General features: G+C 41.6%; 10 protein-coding genes. 7 read left to right on the top strand and 3 right to left on the bottom strand.

Translation table 11 applies throughout. The features are described from left to right. The first annotated feature begins 16 nt into the window (after positions 1-16). Entirely contained in the window at positions 17-5,917 is a 5,901-nt protein-coding gene (locus LK416_08205; GenBank protein ID UEA73673.1) for a leucine-rich repeat protein, read from the top strand. Positions 5,918-6,098: 181 nt separating this feature from the next. Here LK416_08205 and LK416_08200 read toward each other — a convergent pair whose 3' ends face one another. Genes LK416_08200 through LK416_08190 form a run of 3 tightly spaced genes read right to left on the bottom strand, consistent with a single transcriptional unit; the run spans position 6,099 to position 8,082 of the window. Continuing rightward, entirely contained in the window at positions 6,099-6,998 is a 900-nt protein-coding gene (locus LK416_08200; protein ID UEA73672.1) for a TlpA family protein disulfide reductase, read from the bottom strand. Between the two features lie 33 nt (positions 6,999-7,031). Continuing rightward, entirely contained in the window at positions 7,032-7,946 is a 915-nt protein-coding gene (locus tag LK416_08195; GenBank protein UEA73671.1) for a 4Fe-4S binding protein, read from the bottom strand. Beyond that, on the bottom strand, positions 7,939-8,082 hold the full coding sequence (locus LK416_08190) for a thioredoxin (protein UEA75889.1): 144 nt from the start codon (positions 8,080-8,082) through the stop codon (positions 7,939-7,941). Before LK416_08190 ends, LK416_08195 begins: the two co-directional genes overlap by 8 nt. A gap of 99 nt (positions 8,083-8,181) precedes the next feature. Between LK416_08190 and LK416_08185 the strand changes: the two genes are divergently transcribed. From LK416_08185 to LK416_08160, 6 genes are all read left to right on the top strand, one after another. Continuing rightward, positions 8,182-8,862, top strand: coding sequence for a response regulator transcription factor (locus tag LK416_08185; GenBank protein UEA73670.1), 681 nt, complete (start codon positions 8,182-8,184; stop codon positions 8,860-8,862). Next, on the top strand, positions 8,859-10,007 hold the full coding sequence (locus LK416_08180) for a HAMP domain-containing histidine kinase (protein ID UEA73669.1): 1,149 nt from the start codon (positions 8,859-8,861) through the stop codon (positions 10,005-10,007). The genes LK416_08185 and LK416_08180 overlap by 4 nt, the downstream gene beginning before the upstream one ends. A 144-nt stretch (positions 10,008-10,151) precedes the next feature. After that, on the top strand, positions 10,152-12,728 hold the full coding sequence (gene clpB, locus LK416_08175; protein ID UEA73668.1) for an ATP-dependent chaperone ClpB: 2,577 nt from the start codon (positions 10,152-10,154) through the stop codon (positions 12,726-12,728). Positions 12,729-12,876: 148 nt separating this feature from the next. After that, entirely contained in the window at positions 12,877-13,545 is a 669-nt protein-coding gene (locus LK416_08170) for a response regulator transcription factor (protein ID UEA73667.1), read from the top strand. Continuing rightward, on the top strand, positions 13,539-14,927 hold the full coding sequence (locus tag LK416_08165) for a HAMP domain-containing histidine kinase (protein UEA73666.1): 1,389 nt from the start codon (positions 13,539-13,541) through the stop codon (positions 14,925-14,927). The genes LK416_08170 and LK416_08165 overlap by 7 nt, the downstream gene beginning before the upstream one ends. Before the next feature lie 126 nt (positions 14,928-15,053). Continuing rightward, positions 15,054-16,475: an anion permease gene (locus LK416_08160; protein ID UEA73665.1), complete on the top strand. Its 1,422-nt coding sequence runs from the start codon at positions 15,054-15,056 to the stop codon at positions 16,473-16,475. Positions 16,476-16,565: the final 90 nt, after the last annotated feature.

Here is a 16,565-nt window from a genome sequence, read left to right as displayed (position 1 = left end):
TGAAAGGGAGGTAAATATGAGTAAATTAAAAACAAAGAGAAAAAAGCATTATCTGGCAGCCGCCATGCTTGCCATGCTTGCGGTTGCGACGCCGATAACGCTTTATGGGTCTGTGACAACGTATGCACAGACGGATGACGCGGCCGGGGCAGAATCTGGTGAAGATACTGGTGAAGTAACCAATGAAGAAACCGGATATCACTATCAGAAGACCGGTGAACCATTGGTGGAGGAAAAAGATAACAACGGAAATATATGGCGGATCTATGCAGCTGCAGAAAATACAGCAGATACGGAAGCTACGGCAGACACAGCAGATGCAGTGGATACAGAAGATACATCAGTGAAAAAATATATTGCTACGATCACATATGGAGGCGTAGATACAAACAGCAGCAGGGCTGGTGAGTTTAGTGTATTCTCAGGTTATGCAGACGTATTTGCCAAGTACAATATCGTGCAGGTAGAAGTTGGAGAAGGACTGACATATTTTAATGTATATAGTCCACCAGAAAATCTCCAGTATGAATATATCTATCTTCCAAGTACGATGCAGAAATTAACAACAGCACTGGTGCAGCAACAGAAGAAGCTGAAGGAGATCACGATTCCGGCATCTGTTACAGAATTCAATTCAGGTTCGTTCAATCATGGCATGTTCTATATGGATGAGTCACTGGAGAAGATTACATTTGAGGAAGGATGCAAGCTTACTTCATTTGGAAAGAATGTTCAATATTTACTTTACGGTTGTAAGTCTTTAAAAGAATTTACGGTTCCGGCTTCCATTGAAACGATACCGGAGAGGTGCTTTTATAATTCACAGTATCTTGAGACGATCCGGTTCGAAAAAGGCTCAAAGGTTGAAAGCATAGGAAAGGAAGCTTTTTATGCCTGTTACGCTTTGAAAGATGTTGAATTAGCGGAAGGACTTACAACGATCGGAGAATCAGCATTCCGAAATCTGGATCAGATGGAGAAGCTTGTGATTCCTGGTACAGTCACAACGATCGGTATATGTGCATTTTATGATTGTGACGGATTGCAGGAGATCGTAATTCCGGATTCCGTGACATCAATTGGAAAAGCAGCATTTGCATATTGCGGTAATGTTACCGATATACAACTTTCTGATCAGTTAGAGATGATTGAAGAGCAGGCTTTCATGGGATGCTCAAAGGTATCATCACTTCGGATTCCGGACAGTGTTAAGACAATTAAAGATGAAGCGTTCCGTTATATATATATAACCGAGCTGCCGTATATGCAGAACGTGACTACCATTGGAACCCGGGCATTTAGCATCAGTAATCTGCGAAGCCTTGAATATCCAAAATGCTTGACGGATTTTACAGCGACTTCATTGGATGGTGGCGGAAATGCAAAAATCAAGTACATAACATTTGAAGACGGATGTGCCTTGAATACCTTGCCGGAAGGCTTATTTTCTACATATAAAGAAAATAATACAAATCTGAAAGAACAACGTGAGATTAAGCTGCCTCTTTCTTTAAAAGAGTTAAATATGAATGTATTTTGTGGTTCATGGAACCGAACGATGGTAGAGATTCCGCACAAAGATAACGATTCTTTACAGTTAACTTTAACAGATTATGGAGATAAATCAAAAGAGACGATAGCGAATAGTTTAAAGAGCATGTACTATATGGTACATTCATTTGAGATTTACAGATGCCTGACGGAGACCTTTGGTGTGCCAAGAGATCACATCACTTTCCATGAGGAAAAGGTGGGCTGGAAGTTGACCGGTGTAAAGGATGGCATATATACCTATACGGCAGAATGTAGTACATGTGGAGAAGTCAGCAAGAGCCTGACCTATGATGAAAATGGATTTGCAACGGTGGATGGTTCCTATCAGCCGGCTGAGCAGGTCACGGCGGAGAATTGTAAGGCATTTGGATTAGACGAAAATTACATAGGATACTATGCAGTAAGCAATGCTGGACAGTTATACTGGTTTGCTGATTATGTAAATGGAAACGGAGATGATGCTACGGCACATCTGTCGGAGAATGTCGTTCTTTGCAATGATATTGAGATGAATGATACAAGTGAATGGGATGTATGGACAGATGAAACGACAAATGTGATCAACTGGCCATCTCTCGGATCTTATAATGTTAATTTTACGAAATATAACATTATATATCAGGGAGTTTTTGACGGAAATCATAAGACGATCCGGGGCTTGTATCGGAAAAATCCGGGATATGATAATCAGGGCGGACTGATCGGATATATCGGCAGATTGGGAGCTTTAAAGAATCTGACGATAGAGAAGTCTTATGTAACTGCATGTGCAGTATTTGCAGGGTTCAATAATGGATCCGTTACGAACTGTACAGCCGGAAGACTGCGCACAAAATATTGTGGGCATGGCGGTGCTGTTTTTGTATATAAGAATTATGGAATTATGGATGCCTGTGTGAATACAGCAGATGTAGAATGGATCGATAAACAGCGTGAAAATTGCTTTGGCATAGTAGATATGAATTATGGCATTGTAAAAAACTGTGTCAATCGTGGAGCAATCAATAATACCGGAGGACGCATTAGCGGAGATGTGGGAGGAATTTGTGATTGGAATAATGGCAAGATCCTGAACTGTTATAATGAAGCGCCAATTACATCAACCGGTCAGGCAGCCGGTATTGTAAGAGATAACAAGGGATATGTTGCTAACTGCTATAATAAAGGAGCACTTACAGGAACATATGTCGGAGGTATTGCAGCAGGAACCGGTGTGGCAGAAGGCGGTGATGTAATAATCGTAAATCCATCCATTGGGGGGTGGGAAGATACATCCGGCGGATCTTCAGATGATTCGGGAAGCGGTTCTGCGGAAGCGGAGGAATTGGTTCCGGTTTCTCTGTCACAGTATGGAATCTATTATTGTTATAATACAGGAGCTGTTACAGCTTCGGACAGTTGCGCCGGAGGTATTGCTGCTTATGCAATATGTAGTAAGGGTACGATCTACGGCTGTTATAATACAGGAGACGTTGAAGGTGGTTCCCATACCGGAGGAATTGTAGGAGGGGTAGAGAATGCTCTGATAAGAGACTGCTATAATTATTCCACGAATATAAAGACAACAAATGTTGCAACCAGCTTCCAGAATAATGAACCGCATGCATTTGCAGCGCCTATTGCAGGTTGTGTTTCATCTTATTTGGGAAATGCAGTGGTATCTGCCTGCTGTTATGTGGGAGATATTGATGTGGAAGCTTACGGATATTCCATGGATTTGAAGGGACATAAGGTGACATTTACTGATAATGAAGCTATGACAGTGAAAGATTTTGAATCCGGTAAGGCTGCCTGGAAGCTGCAGAATGGTATCAATGAAGATCTGAAGGCTTCCGGAGGAAAGCAGTTATTTGTATGGAAACAGATAATAAGCGGAGCAGAAATCGAACGATATCCGTATCTTGATTTAACAGAGGAAGAAACAAGTAGAAGCGTTATGCAGATGACCTTCCATTATACGACCGGTGGTAAAGATCTTGCAGGATATGGATATACGAATTACAACCATGCAGTTACCGAGACCCAGGCACCGACTGTAACAGGAAAGAATGATACGATTCATACATTCGACTGGTATGAAGATAAGGAACTTACGACCTTGTATGATTTCACGCATGTATTAACTACAGATAAGGATGTATATGCAGAAGCATATGACCTGTACACTCTGGAATTTAAATTGACGGAAGGTAGTTATGCATCGGCAAGCGTTGATAAGAAGAAAGTGAAAGAGCTTATCACCGAGACCGGTGAGACTGTTGTATTTACAGTAACACCGGATACAGGATGCATATTAGAAGGGGTAAGCTTAGAAGGCAAGACATTGACGCCGGATGAGGATGGCAATTATACGATATCCGATATCTCGGCAAATCATACGGTAGAGATTACAACAAAGGAAACAGAGGTTACATTTACCTACAAGGCCGGCGAGCATGGAACAGTAAAATGGGTAGGTGACGAGACCGGTTCCGGTGAATTGACAGAGACGATCAAGGCAGTAAGTGGAACGCCAAAGGGAGTTCTTCCGGTAGCAGATCTTGGCTGGCATTTCGTGAAGTGGGTTGACAGCAAGGAGGGTAGTCCGTCCTATTCCATAACCGGACTCTATCCAACTGCGGTAAACGGTGTTTTTGAGGGCGAGACCTACACAGCAATCTTTGAAAAGAATATAGAGACCTATGCGATCTCCGGAACTGTTCGCGATCCGGAAGGCAATCCTGTGCCGGGTGTAACAGTTAAATTAAAAGGAAACGATGATACAAAAAAGACGACATCAGCAGAAGATGGCTCTTATCGGTTCGAGAAATTAGAAGAGGCAGAATATCAGTTAGCAGCCATAAAGTACTATGAGAATAACTGGAAGGCAGAGAGTGAAACAGTCGGTGTCAGATTAGAGGAATCGGATGTAACCGGTCGGGATCTTAAGCTTTCGATGAACAGAGCGACAAATACGAAACCTGACGGAATCATCGAGTATTACAGAGTTACTCTTACAGAGAATGCGCGGGACTACCTGGAAGAGACAGGTGGCGACGTAGTTGAAGATTCAGACTATACATTATCGGCAAGAGATAGATATAGCAATGCCCATGCGGTTGTCTATGTGTACGAAGCGGTGAGGGGATTTGATGGCAACTATTATAAACTGTCTGATGAAGTGGCAGAGGCACTTAAGACAGATGGCAGATGCTATACCATTAAGAACATTGGAAAAGACTACATCATAGATGTGAAAGCAGAAGATGTGATCCCGAACCGGTATGAGGTTACGATCCCATCCGGTGGGGATGATTATACGATCCTTCCGGAGAAAGAGGGAGAAACGATCAGTTATGGCGAGGATTATTCCTTTACAGTTAAGGCTGCAGCCGGTCGATGTGTTCTTGTATCTGCAAATGGCACAAGGATAGAATTTGCAGATGGAAAGTATACGATCAAAAATGTGACAAAACCACAGAAGATCGTGGTTGAATTTGCGGATCAACATACCTGTGGAGAATGGAAGGTTGTTACACCTGCTACCTATGATGCGGCAGGAGAAGAAACAAGAACCTGTTCTGTATGTGGAGCGGTTGAGATAAGAGAGCTGGCGCAGCTTATCTGTGATCATGAGGCAAAACGTCTGATAACAGATAAGGAAGCAACCTGTACGATGGCAGGAAGCGGACATTATGTTTGTGATACCTGTGGAAAGACGGTGCAGGAGAATGTCAGTATAGCAGCAAAGGGTCATATCTGGACTGCATGGACAGTGACAGTGAAGCCGACTACCTCAAAGGCAGGGGAAGAAAGCAGAACCTGTTCCGTATGTAAACAGACAGAGAAACATCAGGTTAGTAAGTTAAGCCAGAAGAAGTATAAGATTACATATAAGTTAAATAAGGGTAAGAATAACAAGAAGAATCCGAAGACCTATACATCAGCGAAGAAGGTTGTATTAAAGAAACCGACCCGGAAGGGATATGCATTCAAGGGCTGGTATACAGATCGTAAATGCACGAAGAAAATCACTTCGATCAAGAAAGGTTCAAAGAAAAATTATACCATATATGCGAAGTGGTCGAAGGTAAAGGTGAAGAAGACAACCGGACTTAAGGTTATGAATACGAAGGGCAAGAATCTGGTTGTGAGGTATTCAAAGGTATCCGGGGCAAAGGGATATCAGATCACATATGCGACCAATTCTAAGTTCACCAAGGGTAAAAAGGTTGTCAATACAACGAAGAGAACGAAGACCATACAGAAGCTGAAAAAAGGAAAGACCTATTATGTACGGGTTCGTGCATATAAGAAGGATTCCACAGGCAGGAAGGTATATGGTAAGTACAGCACAGTAAAGAAGATCAAGATAACAAAATAATATATTGCGAAGTGAAATGGTTGTTTTGTTAGACAAGGCAGAGTTAATTGCAGCAGCAGGTATATTCCCGGATATATTTATTGTATGGTCAATTGATTGTAAAGGAGCATGATTAAGAATGCAATCAGGGGCAGGATAAAAAGTTTGCTTTTTATCCTGCCCCTGAATCTGATTATTCATTCTATTTGTCAGCATCGATTACTGTTTGAATCTGTTTCATAAGAGTGTCATAGTTATTCTGGTCATCTATACCGCCGAGCATAGGATCTCCGACAATATTACCATTTCTGTCGACAAGTATGGTTGTAGGAAATGCCATGATGTCGGAGGCATATTTACCTGCGTTTGAATCAGAGTCAATGGAAATATTGCGGTATTTGGCACCCTGACTGTCAAGAATGGCTGCAGCTTCTTTGATAGCATCTTCGTTTCCGTCAAAGGTCTCTGTGTTGATACCTACTACTTCGCCTCCCATCGATTTGATGGCATCGTTTAATTCATTAAGCTTGGACAATTCGGCGACACAAGGCTTGCAGCCGGTAAACCAGAAATTAACGACGGTTACCGCATTATTGGAAAACAGGCTTTCATCAACAGAATTACCATCAAAATCCTTACCGGAGAAACTCTTGAAAGGGGAGGTTTCTTCGGAACTGTCTTTCTGGTCAGTGCTTTCTGATCCTGTATTTTTATTTTCGATTTCGGATATCTGTTCTTCAATCTGTCTGATAGTTTCAATATCATCGGTAAGCGTTTTCAGTTCATCATCCGTAAAGGCTTCCTTGTTTGATTCTACGGTGCCGGCCAGATAATCTGCATAATTGCCGCTCGGATCAGCGTTGCTTTTATTCATCATGCCGAATGCCTTGTTCCATACATCTGCATGATCTGCAAAGATCTGGTTCTCCTGCTGATATAGATCATCCAGCTTTGTGTTGGAATTGTCCACAGCTTCAGTGGTGGATTCTGTCCGGACTTTTTGTGAATTTTCAGTGGTGGAAGCTCCTGATCCGTTACATGCTGTGAGAGATAATGCTGCACAGAGAGTGATAATAGATAGTAATGTTCTTTTTGTTTTCATAAATAATTGCTCCTTTAAATAATAGTAGTGTGGCTAATTGTTACTTGTTGATTTTGGATGATTGCAGATGTCCTTTGGGGAACATGGCTTTCCCATAAACTGGTAGTGGATTGCGTCTTTTGGACAGGCCTTTATACAGGCTCCGCATCGTATGCATTCAGGATGATTCGGAGTCTTACAGACATCGACGTCCATTTTGCATACCTTTGAACATTGGTTACATCCGACACATTTGCTGCTTTCAACCTTGATATTCATAAGGCTGACCTTGTTAAATAATGAATAGATTGCTCCAAGAGGACAAATCCATTTGCAGAAAGGTCTGTAGAACAAAATACTCAGTATAATAACCGTAATTAAAATAAGGCACTTAAAAGAAAAAAGCTTTCCGAGAGCAGACCGTATAGCGGTATTTCCAAGTGAAAGTGGTATAGCTCCCTCTAAAACACCCTGTGGGCAAATATACTTACAGAAGAACGGATCACCCATTCCTATGGAGTTCGTTACAAGCATCGGCAGAAGTATAACGAAAACGATCAGGATGATATATTTCAGGTATCTTAACGGTTTCAGTCTGGCTGTGGAAAATTTTTTCCCCGGTATTTTATGAAGCAGATCCTGAAACCATCCAAATGGGCACAAAAAACCACATATAAATCTTCCGAGGATCACACCGAGTAAAATGAAAAAACCAGTTATGTAGTACGAAAACTTAAATTTGAATGAGCCGACAACCGCTTGGAATGCCCCGATAGGACAGGCTCCGGTAGCAGCAGGACAGGAATAACAGTTTAATCCCGGCACGCATATTGTTTTCGCTTTGCCCTGATAGATTTTACCTTTAAATAAATTGGAAATATGAATATTGGTAAGCAGGGTGGCGGCTGCCTGTATCCACCCGCGCATTCTGGCTGTTTTTTTTGATAATGATCTCTTAATTTTATCCAATTCCGACACACTCCAGACATAATTTTACTGCTTTTCCGAGCACGGTGGCTGCTTCACCTCTGACAGCGCCATAGCTGATCATGGCTATTCCTGTGATGAGCAAAATGATCTGAGATATTTTTCTGCATTTCAAGATATTGTAGTTCCTTTCATTTGTTGTGTTTGTTGACCAACTGACCTGGGTATTATACAATAGCTGATGTAAAATTTTTGTTAAGAAACAGGTGAAAGATTTTTGAGATTATTAATAGTTGAAGATGAGAAACAAATATGTGATATGGTTGCGAAAAGCCTGTATGGTGTTGGGTATGAAGTGGATACCTGTTATGATGGGGAAGAAGCTCTTGAATGTATCCTTACGGAGGATTATGATCTGATCGTTTTGGATCTGAATCTGCCCGGTATGGATGGAATGGAAATCTTAAGAGAACTCAGACGGGAAAATGAGGAGACAAAGGTTATTATATTATCTGCAAGAGGACAGATTGCGGATAAGGTTGAGGGACTGGATGCAGGTGCAAATGATTATATGGAAAAACCATTTCATATAAAGGAACTTGAAGCACGTATCAGAAGTCTGACAAGAAGAAAATTTGTGCAGAAGGATGTATGTCTGGAAAGCGGCGGGATAAGCTTTGATACGATAAAACGTGAGGCATATGCAAAAGGGAAAAAGGTTTCCCTTACAAGAAAAGAAAATGGTATTTTAGAATATCTGCTTCTCAATCTGGGAAGACCGGTAAGTCAGGAAGAATTGATGGAGCATGTCTGGGATGCATCCGTGGACAGCTTTAGTGGAGCAATCAGAGTACATATGTCTTCGCTTAGAAGAAAGCTTAAGGCAGTGCTCGGATATGATCCGATTTTGAACAAGGTGGGAGAAGGGTATAAAATACGGGAGGAGGCCGACAGATGAAAAAAATGTCGCTACAGTGGAGGCTTACATGTATAATTACATTATATATTGCGCTTATATGTGGATGTCTGACTATGCTTATTTATAAAAACGGTGTGTACTATATTGATTCTCTGCAAGAGACTGTTGATGCCAGGGGAGATGATAACGGAAGCTCTTCGGATGAAATATATATCAGCATTCCGGAGGATAACTGGGATGATTTTGCAAATGATTTTTCCGTTCAGGTGTACAATAACAAGGCAGACTACAAAAAAAACAGCCTGATAATTTCAGCCTTGCTGGCGCTTCTGGGTGGTGTAGCTACGTATTTTATTAGTGGACATGCCCTAAAGCCGATTGGTAAGTTTTCTGATAAGATTGAAGAGGTACAGGCACAAAATCTGGCAGATTCACGAATAGAAGAAAACAATGTTAAAGAACTGAACCAACTGAGTGTTTCGTATAACAAGATGCTTGAACGTCTCTCGGATGCATTTGATATACAGAGACAATTTACCGCAAATGCGGCACATGAGCTTCGAACCCCATTATCTTTAATGCAGATACAGCTTGATTCATATAATTCCAATCCGCATCCGGGCAATGATGCAGATACCGAGCAAACGATAAAGATGGTTACGGAACAGAATGACAGACTCGGTAAAATGGTAAAAACCCTTCTGGATATGAGCGAGCTTCAAACTGTGGGGAGAGACGATGTAATAATGGTCAATGCTCTTGTTGATGAAGTATTGGCGGATCTGGAACCGCTTGCACAGGAAAAAAATATAAAACTTATTGGAAAATGCACGGATATAAGGATGATCGGAAGTGATATCCTTATTTACAGGATGGTATACAATCTTGTTGAGAATGCTATAAAATATAATCATTCTGGGGGACGGGTTACAGTGACCGCATATCAAAAGGAAAAACATATTTACCTGTCAATAGAGGATACCGGAAATGGAATCCCGGAGGAACTCAGGCAGCGTGTGTTTGAACCGTTCTTTCGTGTGGATAAATCCAGAAGCCGGGAACTTGGTGGTGTCGGACTTGGACTTGCACTTGTTCATGAAATCGTAAGTGCGCATGATGGGACAATTACAGTCCGGTCTAATCCATCCGGAGGTACGATTTTTGATGTGAGTTTTACCCAGTGATCATTCCTGAAATGTGTGTGAAAAAATAAAAAAATAATTAGCACTCACCTCTTGACAGTGCTAACAAAAAGTGTTATGTTAACTACTGTAATGAAAGTGTATCTTGAATTACAGTAGTTTTTATATGTCAGGAGGTAAATGATTATGGATATGGACAAATATACAAGAAAGTCGCTTGAAGTAATAGAAAAAGCGAAAGATAAAGCCCTGGAATATGATAATCAGGAGCTTGCACAGATTCATTTACTTGCAGGATTGCTTGAGATAGACGAAAGCCTTATTTCGAAGATTTTTGAAAAACTCGATATAGATGTAACAGCAGCGGTAAATAGGGTGGAAGATAAGCTTGCATCACTGCCAAAAGTAAGTGGCGGAAATCTGTATGCCGGAAATAATTTTTCAAAGGCGCTCATTCAGGCTGAAAAGGAAGCAAAGCAGATGGGAGACAGCTTTGTATCGGTTGAGCATCTGTTCCTTGGACTGATCGAAAAAGCCGATTCCGATGTGAAGCCATTGCTTAAAACATGGGCGATCGATCGGAACACATTTTTAAAGGCTCTGGCAGATATCAGAGGAAATAAAAAGGTAGACAGTGAGAATCCGGAAGATTCCTATGAAGCAATGGAGAAGTTCGGATACGATCTGGTGGAACGGGCAAGAGAGCAGAAGATCGATCCGGTTATCGGACGAGATGCTGAGATACGAAACGTGATCCGGATCCTTTCCCGTAAGACCAAGAATAACCCGGTTCTGATCGGTGAACCTGGTGTAGGTAAGACAGCGGTTGCAGAAGGCCTGGCACAGCGTATTGTCAGAGGTGATGTGCCGGAAGGCTTGAAGAATAAGAAGATATTCGCACTGGATATGGGTGCGCTGGTTGCCGGTGCCAAGTATCGTGGTGAATTTGAGGAACGTCTGAAGACAGTTCTGGATGAAGTAAAGAAATCAGAAGGTGAGATAATCCTCTTTATTGATGAGCTGCATACGATTGTTGGAGCCGGTAAGACAGATGGCGCAATGGATGCAGGCAATATGTTAAAGCCTATGCTTGCCCGTGGCGAACTGCATTGTATCGGTGCAACGACACTTGACGAATACAGACAGTACATTGAAAAGGATGCCGCTCTGGAACGTCGTTTCCAACCGGTACAGATCGATGAGCCGACGGTAGAAGATACGATCTCCATTCTTCGTGGTATCAAGGAAAGATATGAGGTGTTCCATGGAGTTAAGATCTCGGATGGTGCATTGGTAAGTGCAGCGGTACTTTCCAATCGGTACATTACAGATCGTTTCCTTCCGGATAAAGCGATCGACCTTGTCGATGAAGCCTGTGCGATGATCAAGACGGAGTTGGATTCCATGCCGGCCGAAGTCGATGAGATCACAAGAAAAATCATGCAGCTTGAGATCGAGGAAGCCGCACTGAAGAAAGAGGAAGACCACCTGAGCAAGCAGAGACTGGCGGATATACAGTTAGAGCTTGCAGAGTTAAAGGATAAAGCAAATAATCTGAAAGCCAAATGGGAGAATGAAAAGGCAGGCGTTGAGAAGATCCGTAACCTGAAAGAGGAGATCGAGAAGATCAAGAATGATATTCAGGTTGCCCAGAGAAATTACGATCTGAACAAAGCAGCCGAATTGCAGTATGGCAAACTTCCGGCAGCTCAGAAAGAGCTGGAACTGGCAGAGCAGTCCGCATCGGAGAAAGAACGAAAGCTGGTACATGAGGTCGTATCAGAAGAAGAAATTTCGGAGATTGTATCCAAGTGGACCGGTATTCCGGTAGCCAAACTGACGGCGAGTGAAAAGAGTAAGACACTGAATCTTGCAGATGAACTTCATAAGAGGGTTGTCGGTCAGGATGAAGCTGTTGAATATGTCAGCGATGCGATCATCCGTTCCAAAGCAGGAATCAAGGATCCAAGCAAGCCAATCGGCTCATTCCTGTTCCTTGGACCAACCGGTGTAGGTAAGACAGAGCTTGCAAAGACACTGGCAGAAGCTTTATTTGATAATGAACAGAACATGGTTCGTATCGATATGAGTGAATATATGGAGAAATACAGTGTATCCAGACTGATCGGAGCGCCTCCTGGATATGTAGGCTACGATGAAGGCGGACAGCTTACCGAGGCAGTTCGTAGGAAACCATATTCGGTTGTCTTATTCGATGAAGTTGAGAAGGCACATCCGGATGTATTCAATGTATTATTACAGGTATTGGATGATGGACGTATCACGGACTCACAGGGTAGAACGGTAGACTTTAAGAATACGATCATCATTATGACATCGAATATCGGTGGTGTGGATATCGCAGAAGGCGGTGGCGAGATTACTGATGAGATACGGGAGACAGTTATGAATAAACTGAAACAGCACTTCCGTCCGGAGTTCCTGAACCGTATCGATGAGACGATCATCTTTAAGTCATTAAGCAAAGAGAACATCGGCAGTATCGTTGATCTTATGGTCAAGGATCTGAACAAACGTCTGGCCGGACAGGAGATTACGATCAAGCTTACAGATGAGGCCAAGAGTGCGATCATCGATCAGGGCTATGATCCGGTCTATGGTGCAAGACCATTGAAGCGTTTTATTCAGAAGAATGTCGAGACGCTGGTTGCCCGTATGATCCTTGCAGGTGAAGTGTCCACCCAGTCAGCGATCATCATTGACTATGACGGTCAGAAATTGACAGCGAGAAATGAGAAGTAGTAATATAAACAGGTAGTAAATGCCTGGTAACAACTAAAATAAGCATGATAAAAGGGATTGGCATTGAAAATATTTTTCGGTGTCAGTCCCTTTAATCTTATTTTAATGATGGTATGCCATTGTATATTAGGATAGGGAGGTTGTGTCCATGCGCATTTTGGTTGTTGAAGATGAATTGGATCTGAATCATATAATATGTAATAAACTGACAAAAGAAGGCTACAATGTAGATGCCTGTTTTGACGGACAGGCAGCACTTGATTATCTGGAGACAGCAAGTTACGATGGAGTTATAATGGATATTATGATTCCGAAGAAAGATGGTATGTCGGTTTTAAAAACAATCCGGGCAGAAGGAATACAGGTTCCGGTGCTTTTTTTGACTGCAAAGTCCGAAACGCAGGATATTGTCAGGGGACTGGATGCAGGAGCCAGTGACTATATGACAAAACCGTTTGAGTTTTCGGAATTGCTCGCAAGGTTAAGGGTAATGCTTCGTACTGTACATATAAGTAATGACAGCATTTTGAATTATGGGTCATTACAGATTGATACAAATAATCACCGGGTTGTCCGGGATGGTGTGACTGTCGATCTTACAGTCCGGGAATATGCAATCCTGGAATATCTGGTGCGAAACAAGAACATTGTTGTCACAAGAGAACAGATTCGTGCAAATATATGGAGCATTGATGATGATATCAATTCAAATGTAGTTGATGTATATATTCGATATCTTCGCAGAAAAATCGATGATCCATTTGAGGAAAAACTGATACATACGATCCGGGGAGTAGGTTATAGACTGGAATGTTAAAAAGGAAAATCTCATTTATTAATTTTACTGTTATTGTTTGTGGACTTATCATTGCAGCAGGAACGATATGTCTTTTATTGATGCAGAAGAATCTGATCACAGAGGATACTAAATATCTGGCTTATACAGAACTGGCGCAGGAAGTGAAACGTGCAAAAAAAAATATAGGATTTGATGAGAGTGAGAATCCGTATATAAAAAGCGATTTTTACGATCTGGAAGAGAAAGATACTTATAACGAAAATGTATATGTGTTTTTACAGTCAAGAGACGGAAGTTTTCTTGATGGCAGAATGCCGGATGATTTCAGAACCGGGCTTGATATCGGATTACAGAGTCTTACAAAAGTAACCTTTCAGGGAGAGCGTTATTACGTAGCAACCAGACGTGGAAAAATGAAGAATGGAACGGAGGATGACAGTTTTTATCTGGTATGTGCTATGATATCGGAACAGGCGGTGAAAGACAATTATCGCGAACTGTGGCATCAGTCATATTTGGTGATAGGAGTTGTTGGCGCATTTTTTATTTTATTTGCCCTTTTATTAAGATATCTGATCGCTGTACCAATGAGACAGTTGAATGAATCGATAAAAAAGAGCGGGGAGAATCTGGATTTTACGGATAGTCTGGAATATAAAGGATGTTTTAAAGAACTTCAGATGTTAACAGATGCAAATAATCATTTGTACCAGAGAGTGCAGCAGGAGTTGGAACGTCAGGAAGAATTTAATGCGAATGTATCCCATGAACTTCGTACGCCTATTGCTGTTATGCATGCACAATGCCAGGTGTCGAGAGAGGTGGCAGAAAAGAAGCAGGATAAAGAAGCAATAAAAAGTATAGAGGTATTTGAGCGACAGACAAACCGTATGAAGAATCTGGTTGATCAATTGCTTCAGATGACTGCAATAGATAGAAAGGGGACAACATTCAGTATAGAAGATATTGATGTTCGGGATGTAATTGAATCTGCATGTGATGATATAGCATATATTGATACGAAACACATTACATTTGAATATTCCCTTCAGCCGACTATCATACAGGCAAATATGAATCTTATCTATATTGTTATAAATAACTTGCTTTCAAATGCTGTAAAGTATAGCAATGAAGGAGCTAAAATCTATGTGTCCTGTGGAGAGAAAGACGGAAAGTCGTATATTCGTATTCAGGATGAAGGCTGTGGAATAGAGAAAGAAAATATATCCAAAATATTTGAAAGCTTTTATCGAGAAAAAAAAGATCGTAATGCGGAAGGCTTTGGTCTGGGACTTTCACAGGCAATGAAGATTGCTGAGTTATATGGGGGAGGGATTTATGTTGAAAGTACAAAGAATAAAGGAAGTATTTTCACATTTTTTATTCCAAAACCTTAAAAATAAATAGAAGAATGTCGAATTTTTAATAGAGCTTTAATATTGGATTTTTATAATCCGATATTAGGGTTCTTTTTTTTATGTAGAAAGAACAATATATCGAGTAGGACTTGCTTGGAGGATTATATGAGAAATTATAAACGATTGATTCATTTGTTACTTGGACCGGTTCTATTCCTGTTGGCATGCTTTCTTTTACCGCATTCAGTTCTGCCGACATTTGCAGAACGGGCAGCAGTTGGAACGGTATTCTGGATGGCATACTGGTGGGTAACAGGTCCGGTAGATTATGCAGTAACGGCGTTTTTGCCGATTGCGATCAATGCAGTAGTTCCTATGGCGGAGATGAAGGTCATAATATCGAATTATGCGGACGAAACGATTCTGCTGCTGCTTGGAGCTTCGATCATAACAGTATTATGGGAAAATACAGGACTGGACAAACGAATTGCGATCACGTTTCTGCGTCTGATCGGAAACAGTCTTAGAATGCAGCTTGTGTTCTGGTTTGCGTTGTCAATGGTATTATCTGCGGTGCTTCCGAATGCAGTAGTATGCGCAACGATCACGCCGATCGCAGTTTCTATGCTGAAATATATTGGAATGGATGACGTGAAAAACAGCAAGACGGCATCGAAGATCCTGCTGACGATCGCTTATGCGACAGGACTTGGTGGTCTGGCATCTCCACTTGGTGGGGCTATGAATCTGGTAACGGTGGAATATATCCAGCAGTTGACCGGAAAAGAATATATGTATTCCTCCTGGGTTATCCGGTTCCTTCCGGTTATGCTGATTTTAATGCTGATCAATGTAGTATTTATTCTTCGTGATGTAAAGAAGACAGATCTGTTAGGTGGTTCCAGTGAATATTTTGCGGAACAGTACCGGAAGCTTCCAAAGATGAGCTTTGAAGAAAAATCCGCACTTGTGCTGTTTGTAGTGGCAACAGGTCTGGCATTTACCAGACAGCTTTATCAGGATATATTGCCGGGATTAAAGCCTGCATATGTATTTATCATCTGTGCGATCATCGCCTTTCTTTTTACAAATAAAGAGGGAAAACGGATCATGGTCTGGAAACAGGTGCAGGGAAAGATCGTCTGGGATCTGATGTATATATTTGCCGGAGGTCTGGCACTTGGAAGCCTGATCAATGCAACAGGTGTTGCAAAAGCACTTGGAGAAGTGATTTCTTCCCTTGATATGAAGGGTGGTTTTGTAACGATCCTGATCATTCTGACTGCAACACTACTGTTGTCGGATGTGACCTCAAATACAGCTACGGCAGCGGTTGCGATTCCACTTGTGATCTCAATCACACAGGGATGTGGGCTGAATCCGATTCCGTATATATACGTAGCATCCATTGGTGTGAACCTGTCTTATATGCTGCCAACGTCGATTCGTGCGATTCCGGTGGGATATGGACTGGAACCAAAGTATATGTTCCGGGAAGGCTGGAAGATTTCCCTTATCATTATTCTTGTAATGTCGATCATTTGCACATTGCTGTTAAAATACTGGAGCACATTCAGTACGGTGTAAAAAAAGCCATACAGAAACGGGCGTGAAACAAAGAGAAAGAAATGGAGAGAAGGCATGTCTGTCGTATCATACATATTTATAGTATTCTTA

It is taken from the genome of Lachnospiraceae bacterium GAM79 (assembly GCA_020735665.1).
Lineage (GTDB): Bacteria > Bacillota > Clostridia > Lachnospirales > Lachnospiraceae > Coprococcus.
Note: the sequence above shows the minus strand (reverse complement) of the source record. Positions and strands in the feature narration are given on the sequence as shown.

What these genes read in the sequence shown, in the direction of transcription:
- LK416_08205 (UEA73673.1), top strand. Translation starts at nt 17, where the DNA reads ATGAGTAAATTAAAAACAAAGAGAAAAAAGCATTATCTGGCAGCCGCC.
- LK416_08160 (UEA73665.1), top strand. Translation starts at nt 15,054, where the DNA reads ATGAGAAATTATAAACGATTGATTCATTTGTTACTTGGACCGGTTCTA.
- LK416_08165 (UEA73666.1), top strand. Translation starts at nt 13,539, where the DNA reads ATGTTAAAAAGGAAAATCTCATTTATTAATTTTACTGTTATTGTTTGT.
- LK416_08170 (UEA73667.1), top strand. Translation starts at nt 12,877, where the DNA reads ATGCGCATTTTGGTTGTTGAAGATGAATTGGATCTGAATCATATAATA.
- clpB (UEA73668.1), top strand. Translation starts at nt 10,152, where the DNA reads ATGGATATGGACAAATATACAAGAAAGTCGCTTGAAGTAATAGAAAAA.
- LK416_08200 (UEA73672.1), bottom strand. Translation starts at nt 6,998, where the DNA reads ATGAAAACAAAAAGAACATTACTATCTATTATCACTCTCTGTGCAGCA.
- LK416_08180 (UEA73669.1), top strand. Translation starts at nt 8,859, where the DNA reads ATGAAAAAAATGTCGCTACAGTGGAGGCTTACATGTATAATTACATTA.